Here is a 19,782-nt window from a genome sequence, read left to right on the forward strand (position 1 = left end):
CAGTGGATGGTGAATCAAAATGTGCGATGTATTCCTGGATGAATCAAATTAGGTAAAGGTGAATATGGGTAAAGCTCTCGTTATCGTTGAGTCCCCGGCAAAAGCCAAAACGATCAATAAGTATCTGGGTAATGACTACGTGGTGAAATCCAGCGTGGGTCATATCCGCGATTTGCCGACCAGTGGCTCAGCTTCCAAAAAGAGCGCCGACTCTACCTCCACCAAAGGGGCTAAAAAGCCTAAAAAGGATGAACGTAGCGCTCTGGTCAATCGTATGGGTGTAGACCCATGGCATGACTGGGATGCTCAGTATGAAGTACTTCCGGGTAAAGAAAAGGTAGTTTCAGAACTCAAGCAGTTGGCGGAAAAAGCCGACCACATCTATCTCGCAACCGACCTTGACCGCGAAGGGGAAGCCATTGCATGGCACCTGCGGGAAGTGATCGGTGGAGATGAAAAACGCTATAGCCGCGTGGTGTTCAACGAAATCACCAAAAATGCGATTCGTCAGGCTTTTGAGAAGCCGGGCGAGCTGAATATCGATCGCGTTAACGCCCAGCAGGCGCGTCGCTTTATGGACCGCGTCGTGGGCTATATGGTTTCCCCGCTGCTGTGGAAAAAAATTGCCCGCGGTCTGTCCGCAGGTCGCGTCCAGTCGGTTGCTGTACGCCTGGTCGTGGAGCGTGAACGCGAAATTAAAGCGTTCGTGCCGGAAGAGTTCTGGGAAATCGACGCCAGCACCACCACGCCGGGTGGCGATGCTCTGCCGCTGCAGGTGACGCATCAGCACGACAAGCCGTTCCGTCCGGTTAACCGCGATGAAACCATGGCTGCCGTTGCGCTGCTGGAGAAAGCCAGCTACAGCGTGCTGGAGCGTGAAGACAAACCGACCAGCAGCAAGCCTGGCGCGCCGTTTATTACCTCGACCTTGCAGCAGGCAGCCAGCACCCGCCTGGGCTTCGGGGTGAAGAAAACCATGATGATGGCGCAACGCCTCTATGAGGCCGGCTACATCACCTATATGCGTACCGATTCAACGAACCTGAGCCAGGATGCGCTGAGTATGGTTCGCGGCTATATCGGCGATAACTTCGGCAAAAAATATCTGCCAGAGAACGCCAACCAGTACGCCAGCAAAGAAAACTCACAGGAAGCGCACGAAGCGATTCGTCCTTCTGACGTGAACGTGATGGCCGAAGACCTTAAAGGGATGGAAGCCGACGCGCTGAAACTGTATCAGCTGATCTGGCGCCAGTTTGTTGCCTGTCAGATGACGCCGGCGCAGTACGATTCCACCACGCTGACCGTGAAAGCCGGCGACTTTAAACTCAAAGCGCGCGGTCGTACCCTGCGTTTTGACGGCTGGACCAAAGTGATGCCGGCGCTGCGTAAAGGCGATGAAGATCGGACCTTACCGGTCGTCAACCAGGGCGAGAGCCTGAGCCTGGTCGAACTGACTCCGGCACAGCACTTTACCAAACCGCCTGCGCGCTTTAGCGAAGCATCGCTGGTCAAAGAGCTGGAAAAACGCGGTATCGGCCGGCCGTCTACCTATGCGTCGATCATTTCGACCATTCAGGATCGCGGCTACGTGCGGGTGGAAAACCGCCGCTTCTACGCCGAGAAAATGGGTGAGATTGTCACCGATCGTCTGGAAGAGAACTTCCGCGATCTGATGAACTACGATTTTACCGCGCAAATGGAAGACCGCCTCGATCAGGTGGCGAATCACCAGGCCGAGTGGCGTCAGGTACTGGACCACTTCTTCGGTGACTTCACGACTCAGCTGGAAACGGCGGAGAAGGATCCGGAAGAGGGTGGCATGCAGCCGAACCCGATGGTGCTGACCAGCATCGACTGTCCGACCTGCGGTCGTCAGATGGGGATTCGCACGGCCAGCACCGGGGTGTTCCTTGGCTGTTCAGGCTATGCGCTGCCGCCGAAAGAACGTTGCAAGACCACCATTAACCTGGTGCCGGAAAACGAAGTGCTCAACGTGCTGGAAGGCGACGATGCCGAAACCAACGCGCTGCGTGCCAAGCGTCGTTGCCAGAAGTGCGGTACGGCGATGGACAGCTACCTTATCGATCCTAAGCGCAAGCTGCACGTATGTGGTAACAACCCAACCTGCGATGGCTATGAGATCGAAGAGGGCGAGTTCCGCATCAAGGGTTATGACGGCCCGGTGGTTGAGTGTGAAAAATGTGGCTCTGAAATGCACCTGAAAATGGGGCGTTTTGGTAAGTACATGGCCTGCACCAACGACGAATGTAAGAATACGCGCAAAATTCTGCGTAACGGCGAAGTCGCTCCGCCGAAGGAAGATCCGGTTCCGTTACCGGAGCTGCCGTGTGAGAAGTCGGACGCCTGGTTTGTTCTGCGTGATGGTGCGGCAGGTGTTTTCCTTGCGGCAAACACCTTCCCGAAATCGCGTGAAACGCGTGCGCCGCTGGTGGAAGAGCTGTATCGCTTCCGCGATCGTTTGCCGGAGAAACTGCGTTATCTGGCCGACGCGCCGCAGCAGGATCCCGACGGTAACAAAACGCTGGTGCGTTTTAGCCGTAAAACTAAGCAGCAGTACGTAGCGTCAGAGAAAGAGGGCAAAGCGACCGGTTGGTCCGCCTTCTATATCGACGGTAAATGGACTGAAGCGAAGAAGTAAGCGTAGTTCTCTCCGTGAAGGGCCGCGATGCGGCCCTTTTTCTCACTGATTTTCCTGCCTTATTCGCCATCCTCTGACGCCGGACGGCGGCCTTATAACCAGCTTATTATTTTTCGTTAGTATCTATACACTGTAGATATAAATGATATAGTGGTTATAGCTAATCTCTTTTTTATTATTAAATCGTCTTATACATCATCGTGTTCAGGATGCTTTGTGGCGCCATAACGGCGAGTCGCAGGGACGGCAAACGTGCAGCTTGCCGGCAGGCGGCCTGAACGTAAAGTGTATGAACGAATTCATTTTACGCGTTAACGGATATCAGCCATGAAACTACAGCAGCTCCGCTACATCGTTGAGGTTGTTAACCATAATCTGAATGTCTCCTCGACTGCCGAAGGCCTGTATACCTCACAGCCCGGTATCAGCAAGCAGGTACGCATGCTGGAAGATGAGCTCGGTATTCAGATTTTCGCCCGTAGCGGCAAACATTTAACTCAGGTGACGCCGGCAGGTCAGGAGATCATCCGCATCGCCCGCGAAGTTCTGTCGAAGGTCGATGCGATTAAGTCGGTTGCCGGCGAACATACCTGGCCCGACAAAGGCTCGCTGTATGTGGCCACCACCCATACTCAGGCCCGCTATGCGTTACCCGGGGTGATAAAAGGCTTTATTGAGCGCTACCCGCGCGTCTCTTTGCATATGCATCAGGGATCGCCGACGCAAATTGCGGAAGCGGTGTCAAAGGGGAATGCTGATTTCGCGATCGCCACCGAAGCGCTGCATCTCTATGATGATCTGGTCATGCTGCCGTGCTATCACTGGAACCGTTCGATTGTCGTGACGCCTGAACATCCGCTGGCCTCCCGGGGTTCGGTGACGATTGAAGAGCTGGCCCAGTACCCGCTGGTCACCTATACCTTTGGGTTTACCGGCCGCTCCGAGCTGGATACCGCCTTTAACCGCGCCGGGCTGACGCCGCGTATCGTCTTCACCGCCACCGATGCTGACGTTATCAAAACCTACGTCCGTCTTGGCCTTGGCGTCGGGGTGATTGCCAGCATGGCGGTGGATCCGGTCTCCGATCCCGACCTGGTGAAGCTTGATGCTAACGGTATTTTCAGCCACAGCACCACGAAGATAGGTTTCCGCCGCAGCACCTTCCTTCGCAGCTATATGTATGATTTTATTCAGCGTTTTGCGCCGCATTTGACGCGAGATGTGGTGGATACCGCGGTGGCTCTGCGCTCGAATGAAGATATCGAGGCGATGTTCAAAGATATTAAACTGCCAGAAAAGTAGACTTATAAATAATAATGGCATCCTTGCGGGGATGCCAAAACCTATTATGGCCGATAATCGAAGCGCTAAACCTCGTATAAATCACAATTTTCGTTAACTCCTCGTACCACAATTTCAAATATACCTATCGCGATCAAAATAATGGTCAAAGATATCCATTTCTAAGAGAATTAACTGGATTAATCGAACAGCCATAATTAAGATTTAATCGTACCTGATAATTTTAGCGATTGGTGGTGATAAAATGATTAGTGATATCGATTATATGAAGTTTGCGATGTCACAGGAAAGTGACAAAACGGAGATTGATCCTGTGTTAAGGAGTAGGGCCTGGAGTGCCGTCATTCTTGGGCTGGCGATGTTCTGGAGTATCATCGCGCTCGTCGTCTGTAACGTTTGGATCATCAGCTGAGTCTGCATTTTCTGAATATGAATATATGTCATTTTTATGACGGAGAAATCGCAACGAATTATTCACTTTAATATACTAACGGCAACAAGGAGGAGTTATTTCGCCACGGTTTTTTTTCATCAATAATCCATTCTGTTGAACTAATCGTCAATCCACCGGCGATTAGTTCTTTTTCTTTTGCTCTCTCGTATAAATTTCATCCGCTCTCTATCCGATCCATCAATCTCTTTCAACATTCTCCCCTGTTGTTATTCAGCTTTTCTGTCCCTGGTGATTTTACCGATTTTAGCAATTTGGGTTGTTATCAAAGTGTTATGCCTGGTATGTGTTATCTTTAATATTAACCCTGAGGAGGATCAGGGCATGCCATCCCTGTGATAAAGGAGGAGCTATGTCGTCAACCCTACGAGCAGCCAGTAAGGATACGCTACAGGTCAAAGATAAAACCTACCATTACTACAGCTTGCCGCTGGCCGCTAAAGAACTGGGCGATCTGACCCGTTTGCCCAAATCGCTTAAAGTTCTGCTGGAGAATCTGCTGCGCTGGCAGGACGGTGACTCGGTCACCGCCGAAGATATTCATGCGCTGGCAGGCTGGCTTGAACACGCTCATGCTGACCGGGAAATTGCCTATCGTCCGGCGCGCGTGCTGATGCAGGATTTTACCGGCGTACCCGCGGTGGTGGATCTTGCGGCAATGCGTGAGGCGGTCAAACGCCTGGGAGGCGATACGGCGAAGGTCAACCCGCTGTCGCCGGTGGACCTGGTTATCGACCACTCGGTCACCGTCGATCGCTTCGGTAATGACGATGCGTTTGAAGAAAACGTCCGTCTTGAGATGGAACGCAACCACGAGCGTTATGTTTTCCTGCGCTGGGGACAGCAGGCGTTCAGCCGCTTCAGCGTCGTGCCGCCGGGTACCGGCATTTGCCACCAGGTTAACCTCGAATACCTTGGCAAAGCGGTCTGGAGTGAAGAGCAAAACGGCGAATGGGTTGCCTGGCCCGACACGCTGGTCGGTACCGATTCGCATACCACGATGATCAACGGCCTGGGCGTGCTGGGCTGGGGCGTCGGCGGTATTGAAGCGGAAGCCGCAATGCTGGGTCAGCCGGTCTCGATGCTGATCCCGGATGTGGTGGGCTTTAAACTGAGCGGTAAGCTCCGTGAAGGCATTACCGCCACCGATCTCGTGCTCACCGTCACCCAGATGCTGCGTCAGCACGGCGTCGTGGGTAAGTTTGTTGAGTTTTACGGCGATGGCCTGGATTCGCTCCCGCTGGCCGACCGCGCGACCATCGCCAATATGTCGCCTGAGTACGGTGCCACCTGCGGCTTCTTCCCGATTGATGCGGTAACCCTCAGCTACATGCGTCTGAGCGGGCGCAGCGATGAACAGGTGGCGCTGGTGGAAGCCTATGCCAAAGCGCAGGGAATGTGGCGTCAGACGGGCGATGAGCCGGTCTTCACCAGTACCCTGGCGTTGGATATGGGAACTGTCGAAGCGAGTCTCGCCGGGCCAAAACGGCCGCAGGACCGCGTGGCGCTTGGCGACGTGCCGAAAGCCTTCGCCGCCAGCAGCGAGCTGGAGGTTAACCTGACGCAAAAACAGCGCCAGCCGGTCGACTATACGCTGAACGGACAGCAATATTCGCTGCCCGACGGCGCGGTGGCGATTGCCGCCATCACTTCCTGCACCAACACCTCCAACCCCAGCGTGCTAATGGCCGCCGGCCTGCTGGCCAAAAAAGCCGTTGAGCTGGGTCTGAAGCCGCAACCGTGGGTTAAAGCCTCTCTGGCGCCAGGATCTAAAGTGGTGTCCGATTATCTGGCCCACGCCGGGCTGACGCCGTATCTCGATGCGCTGGGTTTCAACCTGGTCGGGTACGGGTGTACCACGTGTATCGGTAACTCCGGCCCGCTGCCGGAACCGATCGAAGAGGCGATCAAAAAAGGGGATTTAACCGTCGGCGCGGTGCTGTCCGGTAACCGTAACTTCGAAGGGCGTATTCATCCGCTGGTGAAAACCAACTGGCTGGCATCACCGCCGCTGGTGGTGGCCTACGCCCTGGCCGGGAATATGAACGTCAATCTGACCCGCGATCCGCTTGGCACCGGCAAAAATGGTCAGCCGGTCTATCTGAAGGATATCTGGCCGAGCGGCCTTGAGATCGCCCAGGCGGTTGAGCAGGTCACAACCGACATGTTCCACAAAGAGTACGCGGAGGTGTTTGAAGGAACGCCAGAATGGAAAGCCATTCACGTCGATCGCTCGGATACTTACGACTGGCAGGAGGATTCGACCTATATTCGCCTGTCGCCATTCTTTGACGAGATGGGGGTTCAGCCTGAGCCGGTGGAAGATATTCACGGCGCGCGTATTCTGGCGATGCTCGGCGATTCGGTCACCACGGACCACATTTCTCCTGCCGGGAGTATCAAGCAGGACAGCCCGGCCGGACGCTATTTGCAGGAACACGGCGTCGCGCGCGCTGACTTTAACTCCTACGGTTCCCGCCGCGGCAACCATGAGGTGATGATGCGCGGCACCTTTGCCAACATCCGTATTCGCAACGAAATGGTGCCGGGCGTGGAAGGGGGGATGACCCGACATCTGCCGGGCAGCGAGCCGATGGCGATTTATGACGCGGCAATGCGCTATAAAAATGAGGGGATCCCGCTGGCGGTGGTGGCCGGGAAAGAGTACGGCTCAGGATCCAGCCGCGACTGGGCGGCGAAAGGCCCGCGGTTGCTGGGCGTGCGGGTGGTGATCGCCGAATCATTCGAGCGTATTCACCGTTCCAACCTGATCGGGATGGGGATCCTGCCGCTGGAGTTCCCGCAGGGCGTCACGCGTAAAACGCTGGGGCTGAACGGCGAGGAGCGGATAGATATCAGCAATCTGCAGGCCTTGCAGCCTGGCGCGACGGTTCCGGTGACCCTGACGCGGACGGACGGTACACAAGAGGTGATCCACTGCCGTTGCCGCATCGATACTGCCACCGAACTGACCTACTATCAGAATGACGGTATTCTGCATTATGTGATCCGCAACATGCTGTAAAAAAAAAGGGCCAGCAAGCGCTGGCCCTTCATTTTCTGCCGATTTATTTATTCAACAGATGCCCCATTTTGGCGGCCTTGGTGTCCAGATAGTGGGCGTTTTTCGGGTTGCGCCCGACAATCAGCGGCACGCGTTCAACGATATTAATCCCGGCTTCGCTGAGAATTTCCACTTTTTTCGGGTTGTTGGTCAGCAGACGCACCTGGTCGACGTGGAGCAGTTTGAACATATCTGCGCACAGCGTAAAGTCGCGCTCGTCTGCCGCGAAGCCCAGCTGATGGTTGGCTTCCACGGTGTCATAGCCCTGATCCTGCAACGCGTAGGCGCGAATTTTATTCAGCAGGCCAATGTTGCGGCCTTCCTGACGATGGTACAGCAGGATACCGCGCCCCTCTTCGGCAATATGCGACAGCGCCGCTTCGAGCTGAAAACCGCAATCACAACGCAGACTAAAAAGGGCGTCGCCCGTTAAGCACTCAGAATGTACGCGAGCAAGGACGGGGGACTGGCCCGAAATATCGCCGAAGACCAGCGCGACATGATCCTGCCCGGTTGCCAGTTCTTCAAATCCCACCATCAGGAAATCGCCCCAGGGGGTTGGCAGTTTGGCTTCTGCCACACGTTTAAGCTGCATGTGATTCTCCAGATTCTGTCAGCACCTGAATGTGCTTTCTGTTTGGCGCTATTTTGCCACAGTGGCGCGACGTTCTCCTAATTACGCACGGCTGCCTGCGCGTAAAGCGCACAAACGCACCACTTTCCGTTATGATAGTCGGAAGAAGAGATAAGGAGATAAGATGCTGTCGATCGCCAGACGAACCGCCATCGGTGCGGCATTGCTTATGATTATGCCCGGCATGGTGTGGGTATCCGGCTGGAAGTGGCAGCCAGACCTTCCGCAAGCGTGGTTAAAACTGCTCTATTGGGTGACCGAAAGCGTGACCCAGCCGTGGGGCATCATCACCCATACGGTTTTATGCGGCTGGTTTCTGTGGTGTCTGCGTTTTCGTCTGCGCGCCGCGGTGATGCTGTTTGTGATTCTGGGGGCGGCGATTCTGCTGGGGCAGGGCATAAAATCCTGGATCAAAGAGCAGGTTCAGGAGCCGCGTCCTTTTGTGGTTTGGCTGGAAAAGACCCGTCAGATGCCGGTCGATCAATTCTACGCGTTAAAACGCAAAGAACGCGCTAAACTGGTGCATGAGCAGCTGGCGCAAGAGCAGGATATTCCTCGATTCCTGCGCAAGCACTGGCAGAAAGAGACCGGTTTTGCTTTTCCGTCCGGGCATACGATGTTTGCAGCCAGCTGGGCATTGTTGGGTGTCGGACTGCTGTGGCCGCGGCGACGCTGGGTGACCATCGCCGCGCTGCTGACGTGGGCGACGGCCGTAATGGGCAGCCGCCTGGCGCTTGGCATGCACTGGCCGCAAGATTTGCTGGTCGCCACGCTTATTTCCGGGCTGCTGGTGACGCTGGCCACCTGGCTCACCCAGCGGCTGTGCGGTCCGCTTACGCCGCCGGGAGAAGAGGCGCAGGAGATTAAGACACGGACGATAAATCAGGGATAACGTTGATTTTCGCGCCAGACGGACGCATATCCTGACAGGGTGTCATGCTTTTCCATTTCACCGCTGCAGCGAAAATGATACTTTATAGGGCTGAACGCGGGATTTTTTCGCTCAACCCACAAAACGGGAAGTAGTGTGAAATATTTACTGATTTTCTTACTGGTATTAGCCATCTTCGTCATCTCCGTGACGTTAGGTGCACAGAATGATCAACTGGTCACGTTCAACTATTTGCTCGCGCAGGGTGAATTCCGTATTTCGACGTTGCTGGCAGTACTCTTTGCCGCAGGGTTTGCTATTGGCTGGCTGATTTGCGGCCTTTTCTGGCTGCGGGTTCGCGTTTCTCTGGTTCGCGCTGAACGTAAAATCAAGCGTCTTGAACATCAGATTGCGCCCACCAACGCCGTGCCGGCCGACGCAGGTGTTCCTGCGGTGAAGGAATAATCATTTATGCTGGAGTTGTTGTTTCTGCTTTTGCCCGTTGCCGCTGCTTACGGATGGTATATGGGGCGCAGAAGTGCACAACAGTCCAAACAGGACGACGCTAACCGCCTGTCGCGTGACTACGTGACCGGGGTAAACTTCCTGCTGAGCAACCAGCAGGATAAAGCGGTGGATCTGTTCCTCGACATGCTGAAAGAGGATACCGGTACCGTTGAGGCCCACCTGACGCTGGGTAACCTGTTCCGCTCCCGCGGTGAGGTTGACCGGGCTATCCGTATTCACCAGAGCCTGATGGAAAGCGCCTCGCTGACCTACGATCAGCGGCTGCTGGCCGTTCAGCAACTGGGGCGCGACTACATGGCCGCCGGTCTTTACGACCGCGCGGAAGATATGTTCAAGCAACTGGTGGATGAGACCGATTTTCGCCTCAGCGCGCTGCAGCAGCTGCTGCAAATCTATCAGGCCACCAGCGACTGGCAGTCGGCTATTGATGTTGCCGAGCGGTTAGTGAAGCTGGGTAAAGAAAAACACCGGGGTGATATTGCCAACTTCTGGTGCGAGCTCGCGCTGCAGCAGATGGCGAACAGCGATATGGATAAAGCGATGTCGCTGCTGAAAAAAGGGGCCGCGGCTGACCGCAACAGCGCCCGCGTGTCGATTATGATGGGCCGGGTATGGATGGAGAAGGGCGATTACGCAAAAGCGGTAGAGAGCCTGGAGCGGGTCATCAATCAGGATAAAGAGCTGGTGGGCGAAACGCTCGACATGCTGCAGACCTGCTATCAGCAGCTGGGTAAACCCGATGAATGGGAGCTCTTCCTGCGCCGCTGCGTTGATGAAAACACCGGGGCAACCGCGGAGCTGATGCTGGCGCAAATTCTCGAACAGCGCGAAGGCGTGGAGGCTGCGCAGAGCTATGTTACTCGTCAGCTGGAGCGACATCCGACGATGCGGGTCTTCCATAAGCTGATGGACTACCACCTCAATGAAGCCGAAGAGGGGCGCGCGAAGGAGAGCCTTGGCGTGCTGCGCAATATGGTGGGGGAGCAGGTCCGCAGTAAACCGCGCTACCGCTGTCAAAAGTGCGGCTTCACCGCTCATACCCTGTACTGGCACTGCCCGTCCTGCCGTTCGTGGTCAACGATTAAACCGATTCGCGGTCTCGACGGACAATAGTTTTTTAAAAAACCGCACTTTAGTTACAACATACTTATCGGTTTTTAACGCTTGCTCCCTGTAACGCCAGCGCTGCCATCGCCCGGCAGGCGGCAAAAAGCAGCCTGTCAATTTCCCTTCATCGCAGGTAGAATGCTGCCCGTTTACCTTTTTTGCGCCAAAACGGCGCCCATCAACAATTAAGGTCTGGTCATGACGTCTACTGCTTCATCTTCGCCTCGCGTTGTCACATCCTCTCCCGTTGTTGTTGCGCTCGATTATGATAACCGCGACAAAGCGCTGGCCTTTGTTGACCGCATTGATCCACGCGACTGCCGCCTGAAGGTGGGCAAGGAGATGTTTACGCTGCTGGGGCCACAGTTTGTTCGCGACTTGCATCAGCGTGGTTTTGAGGTCTTCCTCGACCTGAAATTTCATGATATCCCGAACACCACTGCGCGCGCGGTAGCCGCTGCGGCAGAGCTGGGCGTCTGGATGGTCAATGTTCATGCCTCTGGCGGTGCGCGAATGATGACCGCAGCACGCGAAGCGCTGCTCCCGTTTGGCCAGGATGCGCCGCTGTTGATTGCCGTGACCGTCCTGACCAGCATGGAAGCCAGCGATCTCCAGGATCTTGGTATCACGCTTTCTCCGGCCGATCATGCGGCAAAACTGGCGGCGTTAACGCAGCGCTGTGGACTGGACGGCGTGGTCTGTTCTGCGCAGGAAGCGGCGCGCTTCAAGCAGGAGCTGGGGCAGGCCTTTAAGCTGGTGACGCCCGGAATTCGCCCGCAGGGCAGCGATGCCGGAGACCAGCGCCGCATCATGACGCCGGAACAGGCGCAGGCAGCCGGCGTAGACTATATGGTGATTGGTCGTCCGGTGACTCAGTCTGCGGACCCGGCGGCGACCTTACGCAGTATCAATGCGTCACTGACTAAGGGGGCATAATGACCGATTCCAATAGTCGCCTGGTGTATTCGACGGAAAGCGGCCGTATTGACGAACCCAGGGCGGTGGTTGAGCGCCCTAAAGGCGATGGCGTGGTGCGCATTCAGCGTCAGACCAGCGGCCGTAAGGGGAAGGGCGTATGCCTGATCGTCGGTATTGACCTGGATGATGATGCGCTGGCAAAACTGGCCGCTGAGCTGAAAAAGAAGTGCGGCTGCGGCGGGTCGGTGAAAGATGGCGTAATTGAAATTCAGGGCGATAAGCGTGATTTGCTTAAATCACTGCTGGAAGCCAAAGGCATGAAAGTTAAGCTGGCCGGCGGTTAATGAACAACAAGGCCACGGTAAATACCGTGGCCTTGATTTTTAGCCGGTGCGTAAGTCTGTAAGTCTACCGATGCGGATTATTTTTATCGTTGATCCGGTTCAGGCCTTATTTACCAACCTGGTGACCGATAATCCCGCCAACCGCTGCGCCGCCCAGGGTGCCCAGGGTGCTGCCATCGGTTAATACTGCGCCGCCGAGTGCGCCTGCGCCGGCACCGATTGCGGTATTACGATCGCGTTTGGACCAGTTGGAACATGCGCTCAGAGACATTACTACGGTAACGGCCAGAACAGCTGCAGCCATTTTTTTGCTCATTGAAGTCATCATAATTTTCTCCTGAATAATCTATTCATGGATACAACTTCCTTAAAGCATAGCGTGATGCCAGATTTTAAGGGCTATTCCATGAAACTTAAGTTGCGCAGGTGTTACTTTAATCACGCGGGTGATAGTCACTTCCTGTTATATCGCTAACATTAATTCTACTTTTTTTTAATTTTACCGGCAGGTAAAAACTCTTAATTGCGGTCTCGGAAAACTCTCAGACAGGGCTTCATGCGGCCTGCGCCCACGCGAGTGGGCGGCGGGGTAGAAAAAACGCCGGGTGAAAAAGAAAGTCGGGATGAATTCAGGAAAAACTGACAATATCGACGGTGAGCCCGCTTTCTGTCAGCTGTTGGCGGGCATCATCGTGCAGACTGCTGTCGGTAATAATGCGGCTAAAACGCGCCACCGGACCGAGCGGATAAGGGTGCACGACGCTGAACTTCGAACTGTCGCTCAGGACAATCGCCTCACAGCCCTTTTCAAGGACCGCATTGACCACATCCGCGCGCATCATATCCCTGCCGGTAAACCCGGTTTCCGGCTGCCAGCCATCGATGCCAATAAATGCTTTGCTGAAGTGGACCTGCTGAATAAACTGCCGCGTGAGCGGGCCGACCATACTTTCGCTGCGCTTCTGGTAGATTCCGCCGAGCAGAATGACCTCCCCAGGCGTCTCTTTAAGCAGATGCGCAATATAGCTGCTGACGGTGATGATGGTAATGTCGCCGCGCTCGGCAAGCGTACGGGCGAGGAGGGCGTTACAGCTGCCGTTTTCGATAAATACCGTCTCACCGGCGTTGACCAGCTCAGCGGCGCGCGTAGCCAGTTCACGTTTGATCGAGAAATGGGTCATCATACGGGTTTCGACATCTTCGCTATCCAGCGGTACGGCGAAACCATGCGTCCGGCGCAGATAGCTCTGCTTTTCCAGTAAATTCAAATCCTGACGAATCGTCACTTCAGAGACACCGGTCATTTTCGCGAGATCGGCCACGCTCATGCGGCCTTTATCGATGACCATTTGTAAAATACTTTGTTGTCGGGCGTTCATAGCAACATCACAGTTAGGGGGCTATTTTGGCTGACAATCGACATCATTGATCGATTGTGGCGATATGGGCAATCAGATTTCCCAGGGCGCTTTGGGTTGGCCGGGTTTCGCTTCCGGCTCATCGGCAGAAAGCGCCTGAAGTTCCGCTTTGAGGATCTCCAGATTATGAATCGCAGAGTGATAATCGCCGGCAACCAGAATATCCAGCACGGTATCGATACGTTGGGCGAGCAGGCGGGCATTCAGATCAGACATAGCATTATCCTGGTTACAAAAACGAATGAAATCAATGATGCAAAAAACAGATGAAAAAGAGAAGAGAAAAAAACGCACAACGTAAATCATCTGCGATAGATAGTCAGGAAAACGAGGAAAAACGGGACAATATCAGACCACGCGGGAGAAAAATAAGCGGCCCCCGATAACGGGAGCCGCTGAAGACGGCTATCAGGCGAACGGACGCGCGATGACGCTGCGGGTTTCCATCCGGACTTCGGCAATCTTGACGTCGATGACGTCGGTAACTTTGTAGACGGTCTCGCCTTTGATCTGCACGGTACCGTTTTCCTGGCTACAGACCAGCTCATCACGAACGGCGTGCAGGAACGGCGCCGGGATAAAGGCTACGGCGCCGTTATCCACCAGGCGAACGCGCATTCCGCCCCGGCTGATATCGATAATTTCCGCGGCATAGCGCGTATCGGTACCTGCCTGCGGGCTCAGATAGCGGGCGTACAGCCAGTCACCAACATCGCGTTCGGCCATGCGGTTCAGGCGACGGCGCTCGGCCATCTGTACGGCAATCTCATCTTGCGGACGCGTTGCCGTTTCACCTTTGATGATCGCTTTCAGCAGACGATGGTTAATCATGTCGCCATATTTACGAATCGGTGAGGTCCAGGTGGCATAGGCTTCAAGGCCAAGGCCGAAGTGCGGACCCGGTTCGGTGCTGATTTCCGCGTAGGACTGGAAGCGACGAATGCGGCTGTCGAGGAAACCCGACGGCTGGGCATCAAGCTCGCGACGCAGTTTGCAGAAACCGTCGAGCGTCAGCACTTCAACCGGATCAACGTGGACGTCGTGGGTCTTCAGCAACGTGGCCAGCTGTTCGGTGTTGGCCGGATCAAAGCCGGTATGCACGTTATAGACACCAAAGCCCAGCTTGTCGCGCAGAACGCGGGCCGCGCAGATGTTTGCCGCAATCATTGACTCTTCGACGATGCGGTTGGCGATGCGGCGCGGTTCGGCAACGATATCCAGCACCTCGCCTTTCTCACCCAGCACGAAACGGTAGTCCGGACGGTCCTTGAACACCAGCGCATGGGTTTTACGCCATTCGCTGCGGCGCAGACAGACATCCTGCAGCAGTGTGATCTGCTGAGCGATAGACTCGCTCTCAGGCTGCCAGCTGCCGGTGTTTTCCAGCCAGTCAGAGACGTTGTCGTAGGCCAGTCTGGCTTTTGACTCAATGGTCGCGGCGAAGAATTCGATATCGTCTTCAATCGTACCGTCAGCCGTCAGGATCATGCGGCAGGCGAGGACCGGTCGCACTTCGTTGGCGCGCAGAGAGCACAGGTCGTCAGACAGCTCGCGCGGCAACATCGGGATGTTAAAGCCCGGCAGATAGTTGGTGAAGGCGCGAATTTTTGCCGCTTTGTCCAGTTTGCTACCTTCGGCAATCCAGGCGGTCGGATCGGCAATCGCTACGGTCAAATGCAGCGTGCCGTCGGCGGCGGCTTCGACATACAGCGCATCGTCCATATCTTCGGTGCTGGCGCTGTCGATGGTAACGAAGTCCAGCGCCGTTAAGTCACGACGTTCCAGACCCTCATCCAGCATCTCGGTCGCAACGCCGTCCGGGGCTTCTTTTTCCAGATTGTGGCGAGCCAGGGTAACCCACCACGGAACGAAATGATCGTCGCTGAAGGTAATAAACTGGGTTAATTCGGCATAAAAGCCGCGGTCGCCTTTCAGCGGATGACGGCGCATTTCAGCAACGGCCCAGTCACCCTCTTTAAAATCATGGCTCACGCTACGATCGGCGCGGCAGGGTATGGCGTCTTTCAGCAGCGGATGATCGGGAACGATCGACAGTCGGTCATCTTTCTTATGCACTTTACCGACGAAACGGGTCAGGAAAGGTTCAATCAACTCTTCCGGCTCGGCGCTTTCACGTTCTTTTTCAGTGTGGATCACGGCGCTGATGCGGTCGCCATGCATCACTTTTTTCATTTGCGGCGGCGGAATAAAGTAGCTTTTCTGCGCATCAACTTCGAGGAAGCCAAAACCTTTTTCCGTCCCCTTAACGACCCCTTCAACACGAGGAGTCTGGGAATGCAGTTGCTGTTTAAGCTGCGCTAGCAGCGGGTTGTCCTGAAACATAATTAGGTATTTTCGTGGCTAAAAGAGCGGCTGACATTTTTACGCGATAATGCCTGTTGCAGCAAGCGATGTTTGGCATTTTACGTCTGTTGACGAACCATCCCGAGGGCGATTTTCAGACGATTCATCCAGCCACACACGCCGCTCCACGCCAGAATATCGATAATCTGCGCATGGGAAAGCCCATGTTCAGCGAGGGGCGTTAATTGCGCCGCGCTGAAACGGTCGGGCGCCCGGGTTAAAAGCTGTACCGCCTGCAGGATGATGCGCTCGGTGGGATGGCTTTGTTCCCAGGCTTCTGGCGCGCGCTCATCGTTGCGTAACGTCTCAGTAAGCAGCGGGGAAACTGACCCGGTTTCAGCCCAGGCGTTAAAACAGCTGGCGCTACCGTTGATGCGCGCGGTCATCAGCGCCACCAGCGAAGCAAAAGGCTGATTCACGCTCAACTGGGCGAGTAATTGGTGCTGGGCTTTGAGTATGGTTTCGTGGGCTGCAAGCAGCGGCGCCAGCTCAGACAGACCTGGATGCGGTAGCCAGTCGGCCAGCAGCGCCTGGCGCTCGTCATTGGCATAGCGGAGATCGGTATCGTTGATATCAGGTGTCCAGGTCAACTGACCGATCGCAAAATCGTCTGCCGGCGCATCTTCCTGCTGCGGCATGCCGGGCATCCAGCGCACCGGAAAGCCGAGGCTGGCGTGAAACGCGGCAATTGCGCGCGCCTGGAAACCGACAAAGCCCACAATTTGATTAATGAGAATCATATCGCGGCTGGTTAATCCGACCTCATCCAGCTGGCTGCGGGAAAGGGTGTTAATGACCGAAGGCGAACCGGCCAACTGGCGGGCATATTGGGTCATTTGCGCCAGCCGGCGGTTGCTCTCACGTGAAGAGTCCGGTCCCGGCAGCGGCGCCAGTCGGGCGGCATAGTGATTACACAGCCGCTGCACGCCATACACCTGAGCGACGGTCAGCGCCGTGCTCAGACGGTCATAAGCGCTAACGGTTTGTAGGCGATTGACGACGACGGAGGCAGGGAAGAGCGCATCGGCCAGACATCGCGCTGGGGCCAGCCAGCCCGCATGCGCGCGCAGCCACTCTTCCGGTAACGTCAGATCGAGTAAAAAGCGATCTTCGACATGGGCGGCTTCAGGGACGAGCGGCAGCACATCCACCGGGCAGATTGTTGACTGGGTTTCATGATACCAGTGGTTTTTGCCATAAACGCGGCGTTGCTCCATGGGCGTTCCTTGATCGGTATGTGGCGAGCCGCACTTCCGTGGGCCATATATGCATAACTATCCTGGCGTAACCCTGAAGCGGGAGAAAATATTGATACGTGCTAACAAATAGCTGTTTGGAATAACAGGGGTGAATGTAGGTCTCTGGAATGCAGGGAATGCAGGGAATGCAGGGAATGCAGGGAATGCAGGGAATGCAGGGAAGAGCGGGATGCCGCGATGGCAATCCCTCCTCACGGGGTGAGGAGGGAACGGAACTTATTTCAGTTCCAGCTCGTTCATTGCCGCGATGCTGAAACCGCCATCGACGTGAACGACTTCACCGGAGATACCGGCAGACAGGTCGGAGCACAGGAAGGCTGCGCTGTTACCCACGTCTTCGATAGTCACGGTACGGCGAATCGGGGTAACCGCTTCGCAATGCGCCAGCATTTTACGGAAATCTTTAATGCCGGAAGCTGCCAGCGTACGGATTGGACCCGCAGAGATGGCGTTGACGCGCACGCCTTCCGGACCCATCGCGTTCGCCATGTAGCGCACGTTCGCTTCCAGAGAGGCTTTTGCCAGACCCATAACGTTGTAGTTAGGAATCGCACGCTCTGCGCCCAGGTAGGAGAGCGTCAGCAGGGCGGAACCCGGGTTCAGCATACCGCGGCAGGCTTTCGCCATCGCCACAAAGCTGTAGGCGCTGATATCGTGAGCGATTTTGAAACCTTCGCGGGTGACCGCGTTGACGTAGTCGCCGTCCAGCTGATCAGCCGGCGCGAAGCCGATTGAGTGAACAAAGCCGTCAAATTTCGGCCAGACTTTAGTCAGTTCAGCGAACAGAGAGTCGATGCTCTCATCTTCAGCCACGTCGCACGGCAGTACGATGTCAGAACCCAGTGCCGCAGCAAATTCTTCCACACGACCTTTCAGTTTTTCGTTCTGATAGGTGAACGCCAGTTCAGCCCCTTCACGGTGCATTGCTTGCGCAATACCGTAGGCGATGGACAGTTTGCTGGCAACGCCAGTGACCAGAATGCGCTTACCGGAAAGAAAACCCATAGCTTTAATCCTTATCGTTATTGCTTATTTTTACTTTAACAATCATGGGGTTAAGGTTGTTATTTCAAAATAACTCAAATTTAGCCGAGAATTATATCCCACTGACGACCCCTTGTGTCACGATATTTTCGTGCCTTAACGCGTAATGACGGCTGGACACACTCCAGTATATCACCGGATATCAGGCTCGTTTTACGCCTCTTGCCCGGCGTTGAGTCGGCTAACGACGGGTTATGCCGGCCAGCAGAAGCCGGGCATCAGGCGAGAGCGGAATCAGGGCGCCGGGCGACTGACTCTGCCACCAGAGCCCTGAGCGCGCGTCATAGCGTTCGCCGGCAAGCTGCCAGCATCCCTGAAGTACCCAGGCAATGCCTTCGCTGCCGGGATGCTGTTCGCCGGAGACTACGCTGACCTGCGCCGCCGCGCGGGTACGTTGCGTCATAATGTTAAAATCCAGCCCCGGCGCGGCAATGCCTTCGCTGCCCAGCGCCCATTCGCCGGAAAATGCCCACGGCTCCCAGCGTCTCAGATGATGATGAATCCCGTCACCGCGCAGCCAGAGCGGCTGTCCCTCAATTAAGGTAATGACCCGGTCAATACCGCTGAACCGGGAAAACGGTCCGTCGTTCTCCAGCGTGGCCACGCTGGCTCGCCAAAGAAACGGGGCATCGGAGTCAGGCGAGGGCACGCTGACAATTTCACGCGTTTCGCCGCCGCCGTTTTTCCACGGAGTCCTCGGCAGGGAAGAGAAGTTAAAGGGAGTTATCATCGCAGTTTCACCATCGCCTTGTCGCTTTGTGTAAATTTTTAGCTACACCTGGTTTTCAATTCGATTACAAATTATTTACAGTGCAGCTCACAAATCCATCATCAGGAGGGTGTGCTGATTTGTCAATGCTTGTATATACATGCTCTGTCATCTGAATTTTACGCCCGGCTGGCACCGCCAGAGCGGCATGACTTAAATGAAATCAGGAGAATTATCATGAAGCAGAGCATCACTTTTCGCCAGGTCTGTCTGACAACCCTGTTTTCAGGACTCTTGCTCTGCGGCAGTTCGGCCAATGCCAAAGAGTGGAAGTCCATCACCATCGCAACGGAAGGGGGTTATGAACCCTGGAACCTGACGCTGCCGGGCGGCAAGCTCAGCGGCTTCGAACCGGAACTGATGGCCAATCTCTGCCAGCGCATGGGCATGGAGTGCAAGCTGGTCGTGCAAAACTGGGACGGAATGATCGCCGGACTCAACGCCGGAAAATACGATGTGATTATGGATGCCATCGTCATTACGCCGGAAAGAAAACAGGTGGTCTCCTTCACGATCCCCTACGCCGCAACACCGGCGTCATTTATCGCGGTAAAAGGCACGTTGCTGCCGCCGGCGAGCGGGGCCAACCACACCATCAAGCTTAACGATGATGAAAAAGAGATTCAGGCGGCGATTGCGCCATTAAAAGCGGCCCTGAAAGGGAAAACGATCGGTATCGCTTCCGGCACCGTGTATACCCCGTTCATCGACAAATACTTCAAAGATGTGGCCGATATTCGGGAATACAGCAATTCAGCGGACGCTATTTTGGATCTCCAGGCCGAACGTATTGATGCCGTCTTCGACGATATTACCTTCGCCAACACCACGCTTGCGCGTCCGGAAAACAGCAACCTTAACTTCAGCGGCCCGCAGCTGAGTGGCCCCATCTGGGGCGAGGGCGAAGCGATGGGCGTTCGTCACGCCGATGCCGATTTAAAAGCGAAGCTGGATACCGCGATTCAGGCCGCGCTGGCGGACGGAACGGTGAAAAAGCTGAGCGAAAAATGGTTTAAAAGCGATGTCACGCCATAAGTGAGGTTGAAG

At 55.3% G+C, this 19,782-nt stretch carries 18 protein-coding genes; 10 read left to right on the forward strand and 8 right to left on the reverse strand.

Going from position 1 to position 19,782, the window contains the following annotated elements; genetic code table 11:
- Window positions 1-64: 64 nt before the first annotated feature.
- From topA to acnA, 4 genes are all read left to right on the forward strand, one after another.
- Window positions 65-2,662 carry a type I DNA topoisomerase gene (topA, locus tag MC50_RS19285; RefSeq protein WP_032688111.1) on the forward strand — a complete coding sequence of 866 codons (2,598 nt, stop codon included), beginning with the start codon at window positions 65-67 and terminating at the stop codon, window positions 2,660-2,662.
- Window positions 2,663-2,989: 327 nt separating this feature from the next.
- Window positions 2,990-3,964 (forward strand): HTH-type transcriptional regulator CysB, encoded by a 975-nt coding sequence (gene cysB, locus MC50_RS19290; RefSeq protein WP_004861036.1) that lies wholly within the window; start codon window positions 2,990-2,992, stop codon window positions 3,962-3,964.
- 244 nt (window positions 3,965-4,208) lie between these two features.
- On the forward strand, window positions 4,209-4,376 hold the full coding sequence (locus MC50_RS19295) for a YmiA family putative membrane protein (protein ID WP_071999999.1): 168 nt from the start codon (window positions 4,209-4,211) through the stop codon (window positions 4,374-4,376).
- 391 nt (window positions 4,377-4,767) lie between these two features.
- Window positions 4,768-7,440 carry an aconitate hydratase AcnA gene (gene acnA, locus MC50_RS19305; protein WP_032700165.1) on the forward strand — a complete coding sequence of 891 codons (2,673 nt, stop codon included), beginning with the start codon at window positions 4,768-4,770 and terminating at the stop codon, window positions 7,438-7,440.
- Window positions 7,441-7,483: 43 nt separating this feature from the next.
- On the opposite strand, the gene ribA is transcribed toward acnA, so the two are convergent.
- Window positions 7,484-8,074, reverse strand: a complete 591-nt coding sequence (gene ribA / locus MC50_RS19310) for a GTP cyclohydrolase II (protein ID WP_004861045.1) — start codon at window positions 8,072-8,074, stop codon at window positions 7,484-7,486.
- A gap of 163 nt (window positions 8,075-8,237) precedes the next feature.
- Here ribA and pgpB point away from each other — a divergent pair, with 163 nt between their 5' ends.
- From pgpB to yciH, 5 genes are all read left to right on the forward strand, one after another.
- Window positions 8,238-9,005: a phosphatidylglycerophosphatase B gene (gene pgpB, locus MC50_RS19315; protein WP_047664750.1), complete on the forward strand. Its 768-nt coding sequence runs from the start codon at window positions 8,238-8,240 to the stop codon at window positions 9,003-9,005.
- A 135-nt stretch (window positions 9,006-9,140) separates the two neighbouring features.
- Window positions 9,141-9,449 carry a LapA family protein gene (locus MC50_RS19320; RefSeq protein ID WP_032688107.1) on the forward strand — a complete coding sequence of 103 codons (309 nt, stop codon included), beginning with the start codon at window positions 9,141-9,143 and terminating at the stop codon, window positions 9,447-9,449.
- A 6-nt stretch (window positions 9,450-9,455) separates the two neighbouring features.
- The gene (gene lapB / locus MC50_RS19325; RefSeq protein ID WP_032688106.1) at window positions 9,456-10,625 is read left to right on the forward strand and encodes a lipopolysaccharide assembly protein LapB; all 1,170 of its coding nucleotides are present in this window, start codon (window positions 9,456-9,458) and stop codon (window positions 10,623-10,625) included.
- A 192-nt stretch (window positions 10,626-10,817) separates the two neighbouring features.
- Complete coding sequence (gene pyrF, locus MC50_RS19330; RefSeq protein ID WP_032695883.1) at window positions 10,818-11,555, forward strand: orotidine-5'-phosphate decarboxylase; 738 nt, start codon at window positions 10,818-10,820, stop codon at window positions 11,553-11,555.
- Window positions 11,555-11,881, forward strand: coding sequence for a stress response translation initiation inhibitor YciH (gene yciH, locus MC50_RS19335; RefSeq protein ID WP_032688103.1), 327 nt, complete (start codon window positions 11,555-11,557; stop codon window positions 11,879-11,881). The genes pyrF and yciH overlap by 1 nt, the downstream gene beginning before the upstream one ends.
- A 106-nt stretch (window positions 11,882-11,987) precedes the next feature.
- Here yciH and osmB read toward each other — a convergent pair whose 3' ends face one another.
- The 7 genes from osmB to MC50_RS19370 form a co-directional block, all read right to left on the reverse strand.
- Window positions 11,988-12,206, reverse strand: a complete 219-nt coding sequence (gene osmB / locus MC50_RS19340; RefSeq protein ID WP_032688354.1) for an osmotically-inducible lipoprotein OsmB — start codon at window positions 12,204-12,206, stop codon at window positions 11,988-11,990.
- Window positions 12,207-12,510: 304 nt separating this feature from the next.
- Window positions 12,511-13,260: a DNA-binding transcriptional regulator YciT gene (gene yciT, locus MC50_RS19345; protein ID WP_032688102.1), complete on the reverse strand. Its 750-nt coding sequence runs from the start codon at window positions 13,258-13,260 to the stop codon at window positions 12,511-12,513.
- Between the two features lie 72 nt (window positions 13,261-13,332).
- Complete coding sequence (locus MC50_RS19350) at window positions 13,333-13,515, reverse strand: YciZ family protein (protein ID WP_004861074.1); 183 nt, start codon at window positions 13,513-13,515, stop codon at window positions 13,333-13,335.
- A gap of 192 nt (window positions 13,516-13,707) precedes the next feature.
- The gene (locus MC50_RS19355) at window positions 13,708-15,642 is read right to left on the reverse strand and encodes an exoribonuclease II (RefSeq protein ID WP_047664755.1); all 1,935 of its coding nucleotides are present in this window, start codon (window positions 15,640-15,642) and stop codon (window positions 13,708-13,710) included.
- Window positions 15,643-15,722: 80 nt separating this feature from the next.
- Window positions 15,723-16,880: a carboxymuconolactone decarboxylase family protein gene (locus MC50_RS19360; protein WP_047664756.1), complete on the reverse strand. Its 1,158-nt coding sequence runs from the start codon at window positions 16,878-16,880 to the stop codon at window positions 15,723-15,725.
- 258 nt (window positions 16,881-17,138) lie between these two features.
- On the reverse strand, window positions 17,139-17,927 hold the full coding sequence (gene fabI, locus MC50_RS19365) for an enoyl-ACP reductase FabI (protein WP_004861084.1): 789 nt from the start codon (window positions 17,925-17,927) through the stop codon (window positions 17,139-17,141).
- Window positions 17,928-18,147: 220 nt separating this feature from the next.
- Window positions 18,148-18,696 carry a HutD/Ves family protein gene (locus MC50_RS19370; RefSeq protein WP_032688100.1) on the reverse strand — a complete coding sequence of 183 codons (549 nt, stop codon included), beginning with the start codon at window positions 18,694-18,696 and terminating at the stop codon, window positions 18,148-18,150.
- A gap of 216 nt (window positions 18,697-18,912) precedes the next feature.
- Between MC50_RS19370 and MC50_RS19375 the strand changes: the two genes are divergently transcribed.
- The gene (locus MC50_RS19375) at window positions 18,913-19,770 is read left to right on the forward strand and encodes a transporter substrate-binding domain-containing protein (RefSeq protein ID WP_032700162.1); all 858 of its coding nucleotides are present in this window, start codon (window positions 18,913-18,915) and stop codon (window positions 19,768-19,770) included.
- Window positions 19,771-19,782 lie beyond the last annotated feature (12 nt).

The organism is Klebsiella planticola (assembly GCF_000783935.2).
Taxonomy (GTDB): domain Bacteria; phylum Pseudomonadota; class Gammaproteobacteria; order Enterobacterales; family Enterobacteriaceae; genus Klebsiella; species Klebsiella planticola.

What these genes read in the sequence shown, in the direction of transcription:
- topA (WP_032688111.1), top strand. Translation starts at nt 65, where the DNA reads ATGGGTAAAGCTCTCGTTATCGTTGAGTCCCCGGCAAAAGCCAAAACG.
- cysB (WP_004861036.1), top strand. Translation starts at nt 2,990, where the DNA reads ATGAAACTACAGCAGCTCCGCTACATCGTTGAGGTTGTTAACCATAAT.
- MC50_RS19295 (WP_071999999.1), top strand. Translation starts at nt 4,209, where the DNA reads ATGATTAGTGATATCGATTATATGAAGTTTGCGATGTCACAGGAAAGT.
- acnA (WP_032700165.1), top strand. Translation starts at nt 4,768, where the DNA reads ATGTCGTCAACCCTACGAGCAGCCAGTAAGGATACGCTACAGGTCAAA.
- ribA (WP_004861045.1), bottom strand. Translation starts at nt 8,074, where the DNA reads ATGCAGCTTAAACGTGTGGCAGAAGCCAAACTGCCAACCCCCTGGGGC.
- pgpB (WP_047664750.1), top strand. Translation starts at nt 8,238, where the DNA reads ATGCTGTCGATCGCCAGACGAACCGCCATCGGTGCGGCATTGCTTATG.
- lapB (WP_032688106.1), top strand. Translation starts at nt 9,456, where the DNA reads ATGCTGGAGTTGTTGTTTCTGCTTTTGCCCGTTGCCGCTGCTTACGGA.
- pyrF (WP_032695883.1), top strand. Translation starts at nt 10,818, where the DNA reads ATGACGTCTACTGCTTCATCTTCGCCTCGCGTTGTCACATCCTCTCCC.
- yciH (WP_032688103.1), top strand. Translation starts at nt 11,555, where the DNA reads ATGACCGATTCCAATAGTCGCCTGGTGTATTCGACGGAAAGCGGCCGT.
- osmB (WP_032688354.1), bottom strand. Translation starts at nt 12,206, where the DNA reads ATGACTTCAATGAGCAAAAAAATGGCTGCAGCTGTTCTGGCCGTTACC.
- yciT (WP_032688102.1), bottom strand. Translation starts at nt 13,260, where the DNA reads ATGAACGCCCGACAACAAAGTATTTTACAAATGGTCATCGATAAAGGC.
- MC50_RS19350 (WP_004861074.1), bottom strand. Translation starts at nt 13,515, where the DNA reads ATGTCTGATCTGAATGCCCGCCTGCTCGCCCAACGTATCGATACCGTG.
- MC50_RS19355 (WP_047664755.1), bottom strand. Translation starts at nt 15,642, where the DNA reads ATGTTTCAGGACAACCCGCTGCTAGCGCAGCTTAAACAGCAACTGCAT.
- MC50_RS19360 (WP_047664756.1), bottom strand. Translation starts at nt 16,880, where the DNA reads ATGGAGCAACGCCGCGTTTATGGCAAAAACCACTGGTATCATGAAACC.
- fabI (WP_004861084.1), bottom strand. Translation starts at nt 17,927, where the DNA reads ATGGGTTTTCTTTCCGGTAAGCGCATTCTGGTCACTGGCGTTGCCAGC.
- MC50_RS19370 (WP_032688100.1), bottom strand. Translation starts at nt 18,696, where the DNA reads ATGATAACTCCCTTTAACTTCTCTTCCCTGCCGAGGACTCCGTGGAAA.
- MC50_RS19375 (WP_032700162.1), top strand. Translation starts at nt 18,913, where the DNA reads ATGAAGCAGAGCATCACTTTTCGCCAGGTCTGTCTGACAACCCTGTTT.